Here is a 17,155-nt window from a genome sequence, read left to right on the forward strand (position 1 = left end):
GCGGGCATTCCACATTCAAGGCAGCAGCGACGGCCAATGGAACATCAAGCGCCATCGTTTTTCATTCGCGGGATCAGTCCGAAAGCCAAGCTCGGCTTTTACGGTCTGGTGTCGCTCGCCCTTCTGGTTGTCGACAGCCATTACCGCATCCTCGACGTGGTGCGGGATAAGGTGTCGATCGCGCTCTACCCGCTACAGGTTGTCGCGACTGCGCCGATCACGGCAACCCAGAAGGTCTCAGACTTCCTCACCAGCCAGGCCAAGCTGCTGATGGAGAACGAGCAACTGCACAACCAGCAGCTGGAGGCCAACGCCCAGCTGCTGCGGATGCGCGAACTGCAGACGGAGAACGACCGTCTGCGTGGCCTGCTCGGCGCGGCGCATCAGCTGCCGGGCCAGACCATGTTTGCCGAGATACTGTACGCCGGGCGCGACCCGTTCACCCGCAAGGTGATCGTCAACCGCGGCGCGCACGACAGCGTCGAGGCCGGCCAGCCGGTGATCGACGACTCCGGCGTGTTGGGGCAGGTCACACGCGTTCACGAGCTGCTCAGCGAGGTCACGCTGCTGACCGACAAGGGACAGCCGGTCCCGGTCCAAGTCCAGCGCAACGGCCTGCGCGCCGTGGTGTTCGGCACCGGTGAGGCCAATCAGCTGGAAATCCGCTTCATGCCCTATAACGCCGACATCCAGGTGGGTGACACATTGGTGACCTCGGGTATCGACGGCACTTACCCGCCCGGTCTGCCCGTCGCCACCGTCACGCTGGTGGACAAGAGCGGCGTGCTGAATTTCGCCCGCATCGTCTGCAAGCCGTCCGGCAGTGTCGACAAGCACCGCTACCTGCTGATCCTGCAGGAAAAACGCGAGCTACCGCCGGCGCCGGCGCCCGAGCCGACGCCCGAGAACAAACAGAAGAAGCGCCGCAGAGGGAGCGACTGATGCCGGTTTCGATGACGCCTCGGCAGATCCTGCGCCCGGTCAGCAATGGCTGGATCCTGCTGTCCTTCCTGATTGGCTTCACGCTGAACTTCATCCCCTGGGGCAGCCATGCCATCACCGTGCAGCCGGACTTCGTCCTGCTGCTGCTGCTGTTCTGGTGCACGCATCAGCCGCGCAAGATCGGCATGAGCTTTGCGTTCTTTTTTGGCCTGGTCATGGATATCGCCGACGCCAACGTGTTCGGCCAGCATGCGCTTTCCTATCTGCTGATCAGCTATCTGGCTGTCTTCATCTCGCGTCGCCTGCTGATGCAGACGCTGTGGCAACAGTCGGTGCACATCTTCGGCCTCTTGCTGCTGGGCCAGTTCATCATGGTCTTTGCCCGCCTGCTGGGCGGCGCCAACTTCATCGGCCTAGGCTACTTCGTCGCCAGTCTCACCGGCGCGCTGCTGTGGCCACTCCTCTCCGAACTGTTGCAGGCACCCCAGCGCCAGGCCATCAAGACGCGGTATGAATCGTCCAACGGCCCTTAAAGACAGCGCGCGCGAGCTGTACAGCTTTCAAACCCGCCTGCTCACCGCCAGCCTTGTGGTACTGGTGGCGTTTGGCGGCCTGGTGGCGCGTTTCGTCTGGCTGCAAGTGAATCAGCACGACCACTACCAGACACTGGCCGAGTCGAACCGCATTTCCATCGTACCGGTCACCCCCAACCGGGGCCTGATTCTCGACCGCAACGGCGTGGTGCTGGCCAACAACTTCTCGGCCTACACGCTGGAAATCACGCCGAGCAAGACACGCGGGCTCGAAGAGACGATCGACGACCTGTCCAAGCTGATCGACATCACCCCCAAGGATCGCAAGCGCTTCAAGAAGCTGCTCGAGGAAAGCAAGAATTTCGAGAGCCTGCCGATCAAGACCCGGCTCAGCGACGAGGAAGTGGCCAAGTTCGCGGCCAACCGCTACCGTTTCCCCGGCGTCGAGATCAATGCCCGGCTGTTCCGTCACTATCCGCTCAACGAGATCGCGTCGCACCTGATCGGCTACATCGGCCGCATCAACGACAAGGATCTGGCGGACATCGAGGCGCGCGACGAGACGACGAACTACAAGGGTACCGACCACATCGGCAAGACGGGCCTGGAGCAAAGCTATGAGCACGAGCTGCACGGCACCACCGGCTATGCCGAGGTGGAAACCGATGCTGGCGGCCGCGCGGTGCGCACACTGCGGGTCAAGCCGCCGATTGCCGGCAACAACCTGATCCTGTCCGTCGATATCGAGCTGCAGAAGGTCGTCGAGAATGCGTTTGGCGACCGCCGCGGCGCGCTGGTTGCGATCGAGCCTAACACCGGCGGCGTGCTGGCCTTCGTCTCCAAACCAGGCTTCGACCCCAATCTCTTCGTCGACGGCATCGACCCGCAAAGCTGGAAGGAGCTCAACGAGTCGCCCGACAAGCCGCTCAACAACCGGGCATTGCAAGGCACCTACCCTCCCGGCTCGACCTTCAAGCCCTTCATGGCGCTGGCGGCCCTCGAATATGGCAAGCGCACGCCGCAGCAGGCCATCGCCGATCCGGGCTTCTTCAACTTCGGCGGCCACCGTTTCCGTGACGACAAACCGGGCGGCCACGGCTATGTGGACATGTACCGCTCGATCGTCGTGTCGTGCGACACCTACTACTACATGTTGGCCAACGATCTTGGCATCGACAGCATCGCGCGCTTCATGAAGGCGTTCGGCTTTGGCCAGCTCTCGGGCATCGACATCGACGGCGAAAAGACCGGCGTGCTGCCGTCACCGGAATGGAAGCGCAAGCGCTTCAAGAAACCCGAAATGCAGAAGTGGTATCTGGGTGAGACGGTGAGCGTCGCCATCGGCCAGGGCTACAACGCCTACACGCCGATGCAGATGGCGCACGCGGTATCGACGCTGGCCAACGATGGCGTGATGTTCAAGCCGCACACGGTCAAGTTCATCGAGAACAGCGTGAACGAAGTGCGTACTCTGATCGAGCCCAAACCGATTGCCACGTTGCCGCTCAAGCAGAGCAACATCGACGTGATCAAGCGCGCGATGGTCGGCGTGAACATCGAAGGAACCGGCGCCGGGGTGTTCCGCAACGCGCCCTATCTCGCCGCGGGCAAGACCGGGACGGCACAGGTGTTCAGCCTCAAGGGCGCCAAGTACAGCGCCCACGGCACCAAGGAGCATCTGCGCGATCACGCCTGGTATATCGTGTTCGCACCGGCGGACAAACCGAAGATCGCACTCGCGGTGCTGGTGGAAAACGGCGGTTTCGGCGCCCAGGCGGCGGCACCCATCGCGCGCCTGGTGCTCGACTACTATCTGGCCGGCAAGAAGCCGGATCAGCCGGCCGCCGAATCGACAGAAATCAACGGCGATTGAGGATGTTATGAAGATCGACGCACGTCGCCTGATCGGCCTGCTTTACAAGAATCTCGACGGCCCATTGCTGCTGCTTGCCGCCTGCCTGATGGCGGCCAATCTGGCCGTGCTGTACTCGGCATCGAACCAGAGCATGGACAAGATCATGTCGCAGCTGATCAATATGTCGGTCGCGGCCGGCATCATGTGGATCGCCGCCAATATCTCGCCGCAGCGCATGATGATGCTCGGGCCGCCGCTCTATCTGATTGGCTTCGTGCTGCTGATAGGCGTCGCGCTGACCGGCGACGTGGTCAACGGCGCCCGGCGCTGGCTGCATATCGGCGTCACACGTATCCAGCCCTCGGAGATCATGAAGATCGCGCTGCCGATGATGTTGGCCTGGTACTTCCAGCGCCAGGAAGCGGTCCTGAAGTTGCGTGATTTCGCGATCGCCACGCTGATCATGCTGCTGCCGCTGGGTCTGATCCTCAAGCAGCCCGACCTCGGCACTGCCATCCTGGTGAGCGCAGCGAGCTTCTACATCCTGTTTCTGGCCGGCCTGCCCTGGTACATCGTCGGGACACTGGTGCTGGCCGGCATCGGCGGCATCTACTTCGTCACGAACTGGGACCTGTGCATCAAGATATTCCACGACTACCAGTGCCGGCGCGTGGCCACCATGCTCGACCCGATGCAGGACCCGCTCGGCGCGGGCTATCACACGATCCAGGGCACCATCGCGATCGGCTCGGGCGGCGTGCTCGGCAAGGGCTGGCTCAACGGTACGCAGACCCACCTCGACTTCATTCCCGAACGCACCACCGACTTCATCTTCGCGGTGTTCGCCGAGGAATTCGGCCTGCTCGGCAACTGCCTGCTGCTGGTGCTCTACCTGCTGGTGATCGCCCGTGGTCTGTTCATCTCGTCGCGCGCCAGCAGCTTCTTCGGCCGTCTGCTGGCAGGCTCGATCACGCTGTCTTTCTTCACCTACGCCTTCGTCAACATGGGCATGGTATCGGGCATCCTGCCCGTGGTCGGCGTACCCTTGCCGCTGATCAGTTATGGCGGCACCGCACTCGTCACCCTGAGCCTCGGGTTCGGAATTCTGATGAGTATTCATGCACATAGAAAACTGGTGCAAACCTGATATTGGAGTAGGGTCTTGAACGGCGCGCAATGCCGCGCCAGTCGTATATTTCGGGGCAAATTTAGACTTTCCTGATAAATCAGACACTTGCCGATTTCATGACCTTGTGAAACAATCGGCTCGTCTTCAATTCATTGACGCAGTTCAATGCCCCTGAGCGACGACGCAAGGTCGCCTTAAAGACCAGACGTTCAGGGTTTCATGCTGTACCCGTTGCGCGCCCTGCGCGCAGCCCGGACACTCCGTCCACATCGCCAACCCCAGGTGCTTGCCCAGTTCACGAGCTTGCTCGACTGGTCGCCTGCGCCGCTTTGACGAATGGAGGATTAGCGTGCCTGCGCGGACCCTTTTCCCTAGCAATCCCCGTACGCCGATCTCATACTGGCTCGCGTACGCTGTCGTTGGCAGCCTGCCCCTGATGCTGCAGGCCTGTGCCACTTATCCATCTGCTCCCGCTGCGGCCAAGCCCAGCGTGACGGCGCCCACCGTTGTCGGCAAGGCCGGCGAAGAGCGCAAGACCACGCCGGCAATCAAGCCCGGCAAGAATGGCGGCGCGTTCTGGCTGGACGATGGCCCTCCCGAGAGCGTGCCGGTCGACCTAAGCAAGGTGACCGAGCCCGAGCCCAGGATCGAGCCGCTGAACAAATTCGCCAACAATCCGTATAGCCGCTTCGGCGAGGATTACGTGCCGTCCAAGGAACTCAAACCCTACCAGGGCGAAGGTATCGCGTCGTGGTATGGCAAGAAGTTCCACGGCCAGAAAACATCGTCGGGCGAACGCTATGACATGTTCGCAATGACGGCCGCTCACGCGACGCTGCCGATCCCGAGCTATGCCCGCGTCACCAATATGGAGAACGGCAAGTCGGTGATCGTGCGCATCAACGATCGTGGCCCGTTCCACAAGAATCGCGTGATGGATTTGTCCTATGCGGCGGCCTACAAGCTCGATTATGTCGCCAAGGGCAGTGCGCGCATCTCGATCGAGGCCATTACGGCCGATGAAATCGCGCAGATGAAACAGCAGGGTGGGCTGCTCGAACGCATCGCACCGCCCAAGCTGGCCAAGGCCAAGTCCGTCGAGAAACCAGTGGCGGATGACAAGCCTGTCGCCGTGGTCGCCTCGGCCGTCAGCACCGAGCCCAAGGTGGTCAGTGAAGTACTGGCCCCCGCCGCCAGCGTTACCAATGCTGCGGCCGACTCGATCAGCAGCGATACCGTTGGCAATGGTGTCTACCTGCAGGTCGGCGCCTTCCGCAGCAAGGACAACGCCGAGTCGCTGCGTGACCGTCTGGTCCGTGGCGGCGCCGAGCTTGCCCACGAGATGGTGAACGTGGTCACCAGGCAAGGCGTATCCCGCATCCACATTGGCCCCTATGCGACCGAAGCCGCTGCTCGCCTGGCAGCCGGAAAACTCCGCGACGTGCTGGCATTGAATTCGGTAGTCGTACGCTGATGCCGCGCCGCATGACTCACCCGGCCCGCTGGCCGGGTGGAGGCGCTTTGCATGCCGCACGCGAAGCGTTCCGCAACGGCGGGGTGCTCGCCTATGCCACCGAATCCTGCTTTGGCCTGGGTTGCGACCCGCGCGACATGCGCGCGGTAAGCCGGGTGTTGCAGCTCAAGCGGCGACCCAGCCACAAGGGCGTGATCCTGGTGGCCGCCAGCCTGCGCCAGTTGCGGCCCTTCATCGCCCCGCTCAGCGCGCGCGAACGGGCGCTGGTGCAGCAATACTGGCCCGGCCCCTACACCTTCGTCATGCGTGCCTCGCGTTTCGCTCACCCCTTGCTGACGGGCAAGCACGGCACGATCGCGGTGCGCATCAGCGCCCACCCGGAAACCGCCGGGCTGTGCCGGGCACTCGGTTCCGCACTGGTATCGACCAGCGCCAACCTGGCCGGCCAGGTGTCGCTGAAAACGGCAGCAGCCTGCCGCCGCACCTTCGGCGACCAGGTGGTCACCGTCCCCGGCCGCATCGGCCGCCGCCGCAAGCCGTCGACAATCATCGAGCTGGCGACAGGCCGCGTGTTGCGCTGATCCGGACCCGTGCCTGGCCATCCTCCCAAAGGACTAGGCCAAGCATCGGTTTTGGCTGATATTCACGCATCGGTTAGAATACGAGAATCTGTCCGCCTTGTTTTCGTGCATGCATCTCTTTGCCTTCGGCCTCAACCACCATACAGCCCCGCTCGCGATGCGGGAGAAGGTGGCGTTTCCCGCCGAAACCATGGGCACGGCACTGCACGATCTGTTGTCCTGTAGCAAGGCCGCCGAGGCGGCCATCGTATCGACCTGTAATCGTACCGAGATCTACTGCAACACGCAGGACCCGAGCGCCGTCATCGAATGGCTGGCGACCTATCATCAGCTCCCGGTCAACAAGGTCGAGCCTTTCCTTTACCGGCTGCCGGAAGACCAGGCCGTGCGCCACGCTTTCCGCGTCGCCAGCGGGCTCGATTCGATGGTGCTGGGCGAGGCACAGATCCTCGGCCAGCTCAAGGACGCGGTACGCACGGCCGAGCAGGCCGGTACGCTGGGCACACTGCTCAACAACCTGTTCCAGCGCACCTTTTCGGTCGCCAAGGAAGTCCGCACGCGTACCGAGATCGGCGCCAACTCGGTGTCGATGTCCGCTGCGGCCGTGCGGCTGGCAGAACGCATCTTCCCGAGCGTGGCCGACACGCGCGTGCTGTTTATCGGCGCCGGCGAGATGATCGATCTGTGCGCGACCTATTTCGCCGCCCAGCATCCGAAAAGCATCACCGTTGCCAACCGCACGCTCGAACGCGGCCAGGCGCTGGCTTCGCGCCTGAACGGCCAGGCCGTGCTGCTGGCCGACCTACCGCAGGTGCTGCCGCAGCACGACATCGTCGTCACCTCGACGGCAAGCCAGCTGCCCATCCTCGGCAAGGGCATGGTCGAGCGCGCGATCAAGGCCCGCCGCCACCGGCCGATGTTCATGGTGGACCTGGCGGTGCCGCGCGACGTCGAAGCCGAAGTCGGCGATCTCGACGACGTCTACCTCTACACCGTGGACGATCTGGCCAGCGTGGTGCAGGAAGGGCGCGAGCGGCGCCAGACAGCCGTGGTCGAGGCCGAGACGATCATCGATAGCAAGGTCGGCGAGTTCATGCACTGGCTCAGTGCGCGCGAGGCCGTGCCGGTGATCCGCAACCTGCGCGACAAGGCCGAGCGTCTGCGTCGCCATGAGCTCGAACGCGCGCTGAAACTGCTGGAAAAGGGCGAGTCGCCTGCCCAGGTGCTCGAAGCGCTGTCGCATGCGCTGACCAACAAGTTCACCCACGCGCCGACCCAGGCGCTGCACAACGCCCAGCCGCCCGAGCGCGAGCAGACGCTGGCGCTGATCAGCCGCATCTACGGCGCCCACGACAACGAATAGCCCGCCGCCCGGCGGCAATGTTCAGCCGTCGGCTTTCGTTGCATAATTCCGCCCTTCGTCCGCCGTATTGATTCGATCCATGAAACCCAGCATTGCCGCCAAACTCGCTCAGCTCGTCGACCGCCAGGAAGAGGTCAGCCACCTGCTCGCCAGCGAAGAGGCAACGCGCGACATGGACAACTACCGCAAGCTCACGCGCGAGCACGCCGAGATCACGCCGGTGGTCGAGCTGTACCAGGCCTATCGGCAGTGCGAGCAGGACATCGTCACCGCGCAGGAGATGCTGGCCGACCCGGAGATGAAGGAGTTCGCCGAGATCGAGATCCAGGAGAACAAGCAGAAGCTCGACACGCTCGCGCTCGACCTGCAGAAGCTGCTGTTGCCGCGCGACCCTAACGACGAGCGCAACATCTTCCTCGAAATCCGCGCCGGCACCGGCGGCGACGAATCGGCGCTGTTCGCCGCCGACCTGTTCCGCATGTATTCGCGCTTTGCCGAGCGCAACCGCTGGCAGGTGGAGATCGTCTCGGCCAGCGAGTCGGACCTCGGTGGCTACAAGGAAATCATCGCGCGCATCGTCGGCTTCGGCGCCTATTCCAAGCTCAAGTTCGAATCGGGCGGCCACCGCGTGCAGCGCGTGCCGGCCACCGAGACGCAGGGCCGCATCCATACCTCGGCCTGCACCGTCGCCGTCATGCCTGAGGCGGACGAGCTGGCCGAGGTGGAAATCCGCAACGAGGATATCCGCGTCGACACTTTCCGCGCGTCCGGCGCGGGTGGCCAGCACATCAACAAGACCGATTCGGCGGTGCGCATTACCCACCTGCCGACCGGCATCGTGGTCGAATGTCAGGACGATCGCTCGCAGCACAAGAACAAGGCCCGTGCGCTGTCGGTGCTGGCCGCGCGCATCAACGACGCCCAGCTGCGTGAGCGCCAGGCCAAGGAGGCCGCGACGCGCAAGAGCCTGGTTGGCTCGGGCGACCGCTCGGAGCGCATCCGCACCTACAACTTCCCGCAGGGCCGGATGACTGACCACCGCATCAACCTGACCCTGTACAAGCTCGACCAGATCATGGACGGCGATCTGTTCGAACTGACCCAGTCCCTCGTCAACGAGCACCAGGCCGAACTGCTCGCCGCCATGGGCGAGGACTGATCGCTCAACCCAGCTTCTTCTCCAGGAACAAGGCGCGCCCCATGCGCGGATCGAGCTCGTAGGGCAGGAAGCCGGCGCGCCGGTAGACCGACATGGCGCCGTGGTTGCCTTCGAGCACCTCCAGCGTGAGCTTGCAGCAGTCGCGCTCGCGGGCCAGCGCCTCCGCCCCCTGCAGCAGAAGCAGGCCGATGCCCTGGCCGCGGAAATCGCCGTGTACGACGAGGTCGTGCACATTGAGCAGGGGCCTGGCGGCGAAGGTGGAAAATCCTTCCATACAGTTGATCAGGCCGGCGGGCCGATCACCCCGATAAGCCATCAGCGCAACAAAACCGGGGCGCGACCTCAGCCGCTCCACGAGATGCGCCCTGGCATAGGCGGACAAGCCCGAGCCCCCTCCCATCGGGTCCTGCGCATAGTGGTCGAGCAGGGCGAGAAAATCGGCGGCCATCGCATCATCGTCGAAATCGACGTGGCGTAGCGTGGCAGCAGGAGACGAGATGGCGTGCATGGCAGGGCGGGCAAGTTGGGATGCGCCATTCTAACCCGTGCCGCGTGCCGTACCGGCGCAAAAAAGCCACCGTCAGGCGGTGGCTTGGGGCGGGCGGGATGCCTCGCTCAGAACAGCAGGAACTTCACCACCCACAGCCCGGCGATTGCCACGACGGTCATGCTCAGGTCACGGGTGCGGCCCGCCAGCAGCTTGATCGCCGCATAGCTGACGAAGCCGAAGGCGATACCGTCGGCAATCGAGAACGTGAACGGCATGCACAGTGCCGTGACGACGGCCGGCGTGCACTCGGTCAGGTCGTCCCAGTCGATCTCGGACAGGCCGCGCGCCATCAGCACCGCCACATAGAGCAGGGCCGGCGCCGTGGCGTAGGCCGGCACCGTGCCGGCAAGCGGCGACAGCCACAGTGCGGCGAGGAACAGGATGGCCACCACCACGGCGGTGAGGCCGGTACGCCCGCCGACGGCAGTGCCGGCGGCCGACTCGATGTAGGCTGTGGTACTCGACGTGCCCAGCGCAGCGCCCACCACGATCGCGCTGGAATCGGCCAGCAGCGCGCGTTTCAGGCGTGGCAGCTTGCCATGCTTGTCGAGCAGGCCGGCGCGGTGCGATACGCCGATCAGCGTGCCCGAGGTATCGAACAGGTCGACGAAGAAGAACACGAACACCACGCCCAGCAGGCCGGCGTTCAGCGCCCCGTGGACATCCATCTGCAGTAGCGTCGGCGCGATGCTCGGCGGCGGCGCGAACACGCCCTTGAACGATTCAAGCCCGAACCAGATCGACAACAGCGTGGTCAGCAGGATGCCGATGATCACCGAGCCGGTGACCTTGCGGTATTCGAGCCCGACGATCAGCAGAAAGCCGAAGACCGCCAGCAGCACCTTGGGGTCGTGCAGATTGCCGAGCGTGACCAGCGTCACCGGGTGGCCGACGACAAGGCCGGCATTCTTCAGCGCGATGATACCGAGGAACAGCCCCACCCCGGCCGAGATCGCCAGTTTGAGCGAATGCGGGATGGCATTGACGATCAGCTCGCGCAGCTTGAACAGGCTGACGAAGATGAACAGCACACCGGACAGAAACACCGCACCCAGCGCCACCTGCCAGCTCACCCCCATGCCCTTGACCACGCTGAAGGTGAAATAGGCATTGAGGCCCATGCCGGGCGCCAGCGCGATCGGGTAGTTGGCGACCAGCCCCATCACCGCCGAACCAAGCGCCGCCGCGATGCAGGTGGCGACGAACACAGCCTGGAAATCCATGCCGGTGGTCGACAGGATCGACGGGTTGACGAAGATGATGTAGGCCATCGTGAGGAAGGTCGTCACGCCGGCGATGATCTCGGTGCGCACCGAGGTGTTGTGCTCTTTCAGTTTGAACAGGGCGTCGAGCATGGGGACTCCAGCGAAATCAGGAGGTTGGAAAGGTTGCGGATTCTAGCGCAATTCGCTGCCGGCAGCCTGCCGGGCTGCTGCAATCGTTGCGAGCCGGGCGGGAGGGCGAGTGCTGCGTTGCCCGCTGCCGAGGCCGCAGGGTGGGCCTATGCAGCGGGAAAACGAGCAGGCATGGGCCATCATCCCTCACACCGGTACCGCAGCTTGGCTTCAAGCCCGGCAGGCCGCCAGCCATGCTTTCCAGTGTAGGTAAGCGAAGAGGATTCGCCAAAGGAGATGCGCGTACAGCAGTGGGTGTCACCCCGCCATGAGTGAATGGCGGGCGCCGGCGATACGTGGGTTTACCAGATCACGAACAGCAGCGCCCAGGCCCAGACCACGGCCGCCAGCGCCGGCACCAGCAGCACCGCGCCTGCCAGCGCGCGCAGCGGCCCCTGCGGCTGCATCTGGCGCCAGGCCAGCCACCACGACCAGAGTGCGGCCAGGGTAAGCAGCGTCATGCGCGCCTGTGCGATCCAGTGGAAGGTCAGGCCTTCCGCCTTGAGGATGGACACCGTCAGCGCTGACAGGCCGAGGAACACGCCACAGCCGGCCAGCGGCGTGAGCGCATAGGATAGCTTGATGGTATTGGCGCGCCAGCTGCCGGGCAGCACCCGCGCCGATGCGGCGAGCCAGGCCAGGACCCAGGTCCCGAGCAGTACGGCAACGCTGCCGATATAGGCGACGATCATCGCGCCATCGAGCCAGGTGAACACATCGCTGTTCTCGGGGTAGTGGGTCAAGAGCCACCATGGCGCGTTGTCGGACAGCGGCCAGAGGATGTCGCGCTCGATCAGCCATTCGGCAGCCGTCTGCTTGGCGCTGATGAACCACGGGCTCGACGTCCACTGGAACGCGCCGACGGCCACGCCCATCAGGCCGTAGACCAGCAGCAGCAGATCCCAGCCGCTGCCCTGCTCGGCACGCAGCTGCGCGATCTCGCGATTGGGCGCGCGCGCCGCCAGCTGCACGGCACCGCGATGATCGGCACAGCGGCCGCACATATGGCATTCGGACGGCCCTTCCATGCGGCGGATATCGACGAGCGGCGCGCAGTTGATCGGGATCACCTTGCGCCCCGGCTCCACCGCCCAGCGCTTGCGGTCCACCTGCATGTAGAACGGCGACAGGCGCGACAGCAGCCCGAACACCCCGTTCACCGGGCACAGGTGGCGACACCACACGCGCTTGCCCTTGCCGTACAGATAGCCGATGACCATGGCGCCAACGGTCGAGCCGCCAAGGATCAGCAACACTGCCTTGGGATATTGATAGACGCTGACCAGCTGGCCGAAGACCGTGGTCAGGCAGAACGCGACGAAGGGCCAGCCGCCCCACTTGGCCCAGCGCGGCACTGGCGCACCGCGCCCATGGCGGCTCGCCCACTCGCTGAGCGCGCCCTCGGGGCAGAACACACCGCACCAGGTGCGGCCGACGAGGATCATCGACAGCAGCACGAACGGCCACCAGATGCCCCAGAACAGGAACTGCGAGAACACCGTGACGTTGTTGAGAATGCGCGACTCGTTGCCGGGCAGCGGCAGGAAGGCCGGCAGCGCCACCAGCACTAGGTAGAACACGACCACGCACCACTGGGTCAGCCGCAGGGCGCGCTGGTGGTCGCGCATCCAATTGCCGAGCGCCGCCAGGCGGGCGGTAGTGGGGGAAGCAGGGCGGTCGAGGGTGCAATCGGTCACGCAGAAACTCCAGGCCCGGCGCCTGCGCCGGGCCGGCAAGACATCAGAACAGGATCAACGCGGGGCGCGTTTCATCAACGCCCACACCGACAGCCAGTAGGCGCCGTAGGCCAGCAACAGCATTAGAGCGGGATGCGAGCGGTAACCGGTGAGCGCGGCGATCAGGCCGCCAGTGCGCGTGCTGTCGTCGAGCAGTGGCGAGCTGTCCCACACCGGGTCGACCAGTGGCGGCAGCCAGCCGAAATTCATCATCTTCTCGATGCCAGTCATCAACAAGGCAGACGCCAGCAGCAACAGCAGGATTTCGGAGAAGCGGAAGAAAGTACGCCACGACAGGTAGCGCCCGCCCTGCTGCAGCGCCCAGAATGTCAGGTAGGCTAGGCCGAGGCCGAGTGCGACCACGCCCAGCGTTTCGAGCAGTGGGTGCTGCTCGAGCCCCAGGCCGTACAGGAATACCACGGTCTCGGCGCTCTCACGGCCGACGGCGAGCATGACCACGGTCAGCATGCCCCACCAGTTCGCCGTTTCGAGATTCTTCTGCATGCCCGATTCGAGTTCCTTCTTCAGCGTGCGGCCGTGCTTGCGCATCCAGAACACCATCTGCACGATCAGGCCGGCGGCGACCAGCACCATGCCGAGCTGGAAATACTCCATCGCATCGGGTGACAGCACCTGCGCCATGCCCAGCATCACCCCGGCCAGCAGCAGCGCGAGGCCGACCCCGGCGGCCACGCCGCCCCACAGGTAGCGCATGCCGACCGCCGCATCGGGCTGCTTCTTCAGCCATGCGTAGAGGATACCGACGACCAGCATGGCCTCGGCCGACTCGCGCCAGATGATGAAAAGTGCGTTACCCATGATGACTCCTGCGTGGGGCTCGGTCGGTTGTGTTGATATTTACTTGACGATGATCTGGCCCTGGCCAGTCGTCTCGTGGTACTCGTCGAAGAACTTGTAGGTGCCGGCCTTGATGCCGTTGATCACGACAAAGGACTTGGCGCCTGGCGCCAGCACCTTTTCCTGGCGTAGCGGCTTGCTCTCGAATTCGATGGCGCTGGTGCCCTGGTTTTCGATCTCGATCTTGAAGCGCTTGCCGGCCGGTGCCTCGATCGTGTTCGGCGTGAACTTGCCGTCCTTGGCCACCAGCTTGAATACCGGCATGTCTTCGGCACATACGGTCGCTGCGAACAGCGAGGCGGCGGTCAAAACGATCAGGCCTTTCATCATCACTTCTCCAGAGTCAGACGGGGCGATGCCGCCCCGGGATCAATCAGTAACCGCCCTTTTTGCCGATGCCGGCGTAGGCGAAGTCATATTCCACGGTGAACGGCTTGAACCAGGGGGCGACACCGGTTTCCTTGTCGGTGTGGCGGCCGAAGTGGCTGTGCGGGTTGGTATCCGGGCCGGCGATGGTCAGCCTGAGCTTGTACTTGCCCGGGCCCTTGAGCTTGACGTTGTCGCCGTAGTGCGGGCCGTCGTTGGCCACCATCGGCATGAAGTCGCCGGCGATCTTGTCGGCGCCGCCTTGCTTGGTGATCTCGTACTTGATGTTGAGGTAGGGCACCCAGCTGCCTTCGGGGAAGCCGTTCGGATTGTCGCCGAGCGCCTTGATGTCGGCCTCGAGATGCACGTCGGATTCCTCGGCCTTGCGCATCATGCCGTCGGGCTCCATCTTCACCGGTTGCAGGTAGACGGCGGCGATTTCCAGGCCGTTCTTTTGTTGCGGCTTGCCGACCGGGTATTCCTTGGCAAACGCGGTGGCGGAAACGAGCATGGCGGCGAGGCAGCCGATTTGCAGCAAACGAGATGGCATAACGAACGTCCTTATCGAGGCCTTGTTGTCGGATTGAGGTAGTATTGTGAACCATTCTCAATTCATTTCACAACAAGAATTATTCGCATTTTCGATGTATTGTGCAATGGCTATATGCGGGCGGGCTTGATCCGCATCAAGTTTTGGTGATGTTACAGCCCGGCCGATCGCCGGGGCGGTGGTGCTCAGCGCGGGATGGCGCCCTGCGCTTGCCAGTCCGCGGTGGCTTCGCGCCGTTCCGCTTCACTCAGTGCGAGCGGCTGCGCCTGACCGCTCGTGGCGGAGGCCATGGCAGCCTCGATCACCGCCATGACGGCGAGCGCCTGCATCGGCGTCACCGGGTTGGCGGCACCGTGGCCGATCGCATCGCGCACCGCCGCGTAATATCGGCCATAGTCGCCGGCTGGCACGGCGATCGGCTCGATGACGCCGGTGTCGCCGACGTAGAGCGTCGCCGGCTCGGCATCCTGGCCCCAGCCGGGCGCACCGGGCTGCATGCCGGCCTTGAGCTGGGCTTCCTGCTGGTCGAGCCCGTATTTGATCCAGCTGCCGGCCGTGCCATGCACGGCAAACCTGGGCACGCCACCGGCGACCAGCACCGAGGCGTGCAATACCGCCTGGCGCCGCCCATAGTCGAGCACCACATGCGCCCAGTCGGGCGAGCAGGTACCCTGGCGCTGGCTCGCGATATGGCCCGAGACGCGCTGCGGCAGCCCGAACAGGGTCAAGGCCTGGTCCACCAGGTGCGGGCCGAGGTCATACCAGATGCCGGCACCGGGGCCGTCGCCTTCGCGCCAGCGCGCCTGCACCACCGGGCGGAAGCGGTCGAACTGCGATTCGAAATGTACTACCTCGCCGAGCCGGCCCTGCCGTAGCAGCGCCTGCAGCGCGAGGAAATCGCTGTCCCAGCGGCGGTTCTGGAATACCGACAGCAGCTTGCCCGTGTCCCGCGCCAGCCCGGCCAGCTCGCGGGCCTGGGCCAGGTCGAGCGTGAACGGCTTGTCCACCACCACGTGCTTGCCGGCGCGCAGTGCGGCGGCAGCAAGTGGCGCATGGGTGTCGTTGGGGCTGGCGATCACCACCAGATCGATGTCGCTTGCACTGACCGCCGCGGCCATGTTCGCTTCCACGCGCATGCCCGGCAGGTCGCGCTGGACCTTGGCCGCATCGCTCGACCCGATCAGCGAGAGCTCCAGGCCCGGCGTGGCGCGGATCAACGGCGCATGAAAGGTCTTGCCGACATAGCCATAGCCGATCAGGGCAATGCGAAGCGGAGCGGTTTGCATGGAAGTCTCGCAGAAGGAGTGGATTCGATGGCGCAGCCTAAACCAAGGCGGCCCGCCACCATATCGGGATTGTCCCGCTCATGCCGGCAGCGGCGGCTTGCGCAGCAGGCATTGCTGGTAGCGGCCATCGACACGCTGTGCGAACCACTCGGTGGTCAGCTTGCGCGTGATCTTCGGGCTATTGAGGCGGATCTGCGGCATCGCGGCGCGCGGCAGCTTGCGCCCCGCCTGTTGTTCGGCCAGGGCAAACACGCGCTGGTACAACACGCTCTGTTCGAAGCTTGCCGATTTCTCGTTTGCCAGGTCCCGCCGGATGTCGCTGGCCGACAGGCCGAGCTTGCCGCTCTGCGACAGCAGCAGCTTTTCGGTCTCGCTCTGTGTCGTCGATGGCGCGCCATCGCTGTAGCGCAGCAAGTCGCCGTCCGGCGCCACCTTGCGCTTGGCGAGCCGCCCCAGCGCCAGCTGGAATGCCGCGTTGCGGCTGGAGTAGCGGCCGGCGTTGAAATCCGCGAAGCGGTAGATCATCTCGGAATAGTTGACGCGGTAGTGCAACAGGTTGGCGATGCCGAAGTAAACGCCGCCGCGCCGGCTGAACACCTCATGGCGGATGCTGTCCTTCACCGGGTAGGGATAGGGCCAGGCGCGCGCATGGCCCTGCGCGAAGTCGACGCTGACCTGCATCGGCCCGCCGGTGCGGATCGGGTTCTTCATGCTGATCGGCAGGCCGATGCGCGCGGCCTCGCCGGACAGCTCCTCGAACACCTCGTTCATCTGTTTTTCGGTCTGCAGCCCGTCGATGCGCGCCTTGTAGCTGTGGCCGTCGGGCGATGGCTTGAGTAGCGCCGCCTGCACCGCGAACAGCGGCACATGGTACTGGCTCGCGCGTTTGTCGATCTCCTTCCACACCATCTTGCCCAACCCCGGCACCGGCGGGTCGCCCTGCCAGCTCGACTCCTGCTCGATCACGGCCATCGACGCACACAGGTATTCGGCGGTGAACGGGATCTTGAGCGTGTCAAATGCGGTCTGAATGTCGCCGGCCCAGCCGTTGCGGTCCTTGATCTGGCGCGGCAGCAGGCGGTCGACCAGCTCGCGGTTCTGCTGGGCGCTGGGTGCGGGCGGTGGCAGCGGCAGCGGTAGCGGCTTCGGCAATGCCGTACCATTGGGGGCAGGCACCACGGCCAATGGCGTGACCGTGGCGGGTGGCGCCGCCGGCACCACGGGCGGCGCGACGGCAGCGATCGGCTCAGCCTGGGGCGCGGCGGGGCCCGGCTCGCGCCCCTCGACGATCGGCGCGCGTGCTGCCGTGCTCGCACAGCCCGCCACCAAAGCCGCCACCAGGGCGCCCAGCGGTATTGCCTGCATCCGCTTCATCGACG

The 17,155-nt window shown here is 64.5% G+C and carries 16 protein-coding genes; 8 read left to right on the forward strand and 8 right to left on the reverse strand.

Features of this window, described 5'->3' with window-relative positions; all coding sequences use genetic code 11:
* The first annotated feature begins 36 nt into the window (after positions 1 to 36).
* The 8 genes from mreC (at position 37) to prfA (ending at position 9,036) form a co-directional block, all read left to right on the forward strand.
* Positions 37 to 942, forward strand: coding sequence for a rod shape-determining protein MreC (mreC, locus tag ABWL39_RS13430; RefSeq protein ID WP_367791938.1), 906 nt, complete (start codon positions 37 to 39; stop codon positions 940 to 942).
* A complete protein-coding gene (mreD, locus tag ABWL39_RS13435) occupies positions 942 to 1,475 on the forward strand; it encodes a rod shape-determining protein MreD (RefSeq protein ID WP_367791941.1) in 534 nt (177 codons plus the stop codon). Before mreC ends, mreD begins: the two co-directional genes overlap by 1 nt.
* On the forward strand, positions 1,453 to 3,348 hold the full coding sequence (gene mrdA / locus ABWL39_RS13440) for a penicillin-binding protein 2 (protein WP_367791943.1): 1,896 nt from the start codon (positions 1,453 to 1,455) through the stop codon (positions 3,346 to 3,348). The genes mreD and mrdA overlap by 23 nt, the downstream gene beginning before the upstream one ends.
* Positions 3,349 to 3,355: 7 nt before the next feature.
* Positions 3,356 to 4,477: a rod shape-determining protein RodA gene (gene rodA / locus ABWL39_RS13445; RefSeq protein ID WP_367791946.1), complete on the forward strand. Its 1,122-nt coding sequence runs from the start codon at positions 3,356 to 3,358 to the stop codon at positions 4,475 to 4,477.
* 472 nt (positions 4,478 to 4,949) lie between these two features.
* Positions 4,950 to 5,933, forward strand: a complete 984-nt coding sequence (locus ABWL39_RS13450) for a septal ring lytic transglycosylase RlpA family protein (protein ID WP_367791950.1) — start codon at positions 4,950 to 4,952, stop codon at positions 5,931 to 5,933.
* 11 nt (positions 5,934 to 5,944) lie between these two features.
* Positions 5,945 to 6,514, forward strand: a complete 570-nt coding sequence (locus ABWL39_RS13455; RefSeq protein WP_367791953.1) for an L-threonylcarbamoyladenylate synthase — start codon at positions 5,945 to 5,947, stop codon at positions 6,512 to 6,514.
* Positions 6,515 to 6,623: 109 nt separating this feature from the next.
* Positions 6,624 to 7,877: a glutamyl-tRNA reductase gene (gene hemA, locus ABWL39_RS13460; RefSeq protein WP_367791956.1), complete on the forward strand. Its 1,254-nt coding sequence runs from the start codon at positions 6,624 to 6,626 to the stop codon at positions 7,875 to 7,877.
* Between the two features lie 79 nt (positions 7,878 to 7,956).
* Positions 7,957 to 9,036, forward strand: coding sequence for a peptide chain release factor 1 (prfA, locus tag ABWL39_RS13465; RefSeq protein WP_367791959.1), 1,080 nt, complete (start codon positions 7,957 to 7,959; stop codon positions 9,034 to 9,036).
* A gap of 4 nt (positions 9,037 to 9,040) precedes the next feature.
* Here the strand turns inward: prfA and ABWL39_RS13470 are convergent, their stop codons facing one another.
* The 8 genes from ABWL39_RS13470 to ABWL39_RS13505 all read right to left on the reverse strand — a co-directional run bounded on the left by ABWL39_RS13470 (position 9,041) and on the right by ABWL39_RS13505 (position 17,150).
* The gene (locus ABWL39_RS13470; RefSeq protein WP_367792073.1) at positions 9,041 to 9,484 is read right to left on the reverse strand and encodes a GNAT family N-acetyltransferase; all 444 of its coding nucleotides are present in this window, start codon (positions 9,482 to 9,484) and stop codon (positions 9,041 to 9,043) included.
* A 167-nt stretch (positions 9,485 to 9,651) separates the two neighbouring features.
* Positions 9,652 to 10,941 carry an NCS2 family permease gene (locus ABWL39_RS13475; RefSeq protein ID WP_367791962.1) on the reverse strand — a complete coding sequence of 430 codons (1,290 nt, stop codon included), beginning with the start codon at positions 10,939 to 10,941 and terminating at the stop codon, positions 9,652 to 9,654.
* 341 nt (positions 10,942 to 11,282) lie between these two features.
* Positions 11,283 to 12,677: a 4Fe-4S binding protein gene (locus tag ABWL39_RS13480; RefSeq protein WP_367791965.1), complete on the reverse strand. Its 1,395-nt coding sequence runs from the start codon at positions 12,675 to 12,677 to the stop codon at positions 11,283 to 11,285.
* A gap of 54 nt (positions 12,678 to 12,731) precedes the next feature.
* On the reverse strand, positions 12,732 to 13,535 hold the full coding sequence (locus tag ABWL39_RS13485; protein ID WP_367791968.1) for an FTR1 family protein: 804 nt from the start codon (positions 13,533 to 13,535) through the stop codon (positions 12,732 to 12,734).
* Between the two features lie 39 nt (positions 13,536 to 13,574).
* Entirely contained in the window at positions 13,575 to 13,904 is a 330-nt protein-coding gene (locus ABWL39_RS13490; RefSeq protein WP_367791971.1) for a cupredoxin domain-containing protein, read from the reverse strand.
* 43 nt (positions 13,905 to 13,947) lie between these two features.
* The gene (locus tag ABWL39_RS13495; protein ID WP_367791974.1) at positions 13,948 to 14,490 is read right to left on the reverse strand and encodes an iron transporter; all 543 of its coding nucleotides are present in this window, start codon (positions 14,488 to 14,490) and stop codon (positions 13,948 to 13,950) included.
* A gap of 185 nt (positions 14,491 to 14,675) precedes the next feature.
* A complete protein-coding gene (locus ABWL39_RS13500) occupies positions 14,676 to 15,776 on the reverse strand; it encodes an oxidoreductase (protein ID WP_367791976.1) in 1,101 nt (366 codons plus the stop codon).
* 78 nt (positions 15,777 to 15,854) lie between these two features.
* A complete protein-coding gene (locus tag ABWL39_RS13505; protein ID WP_367791979.1) occupies positions 15,855 to 17,150 on the reverse strand; it encodes a DUF1615 domain-containing protein in 1,296 nt (431 codons plus the stop codon).
* Between the last annotated feature and the right edge of the window lie 5 nt (positions 17,151 to 17,155).

It is taken from the genome of Chitinivorax sp. PXF-14, from assembly GCF_040812015.1.
Taxonomy (GTDB): Bacteria; Pseudomonadota; Gammaproteobacteria; order Burkholderiales; family SCOH01; genus JBFNXJ01.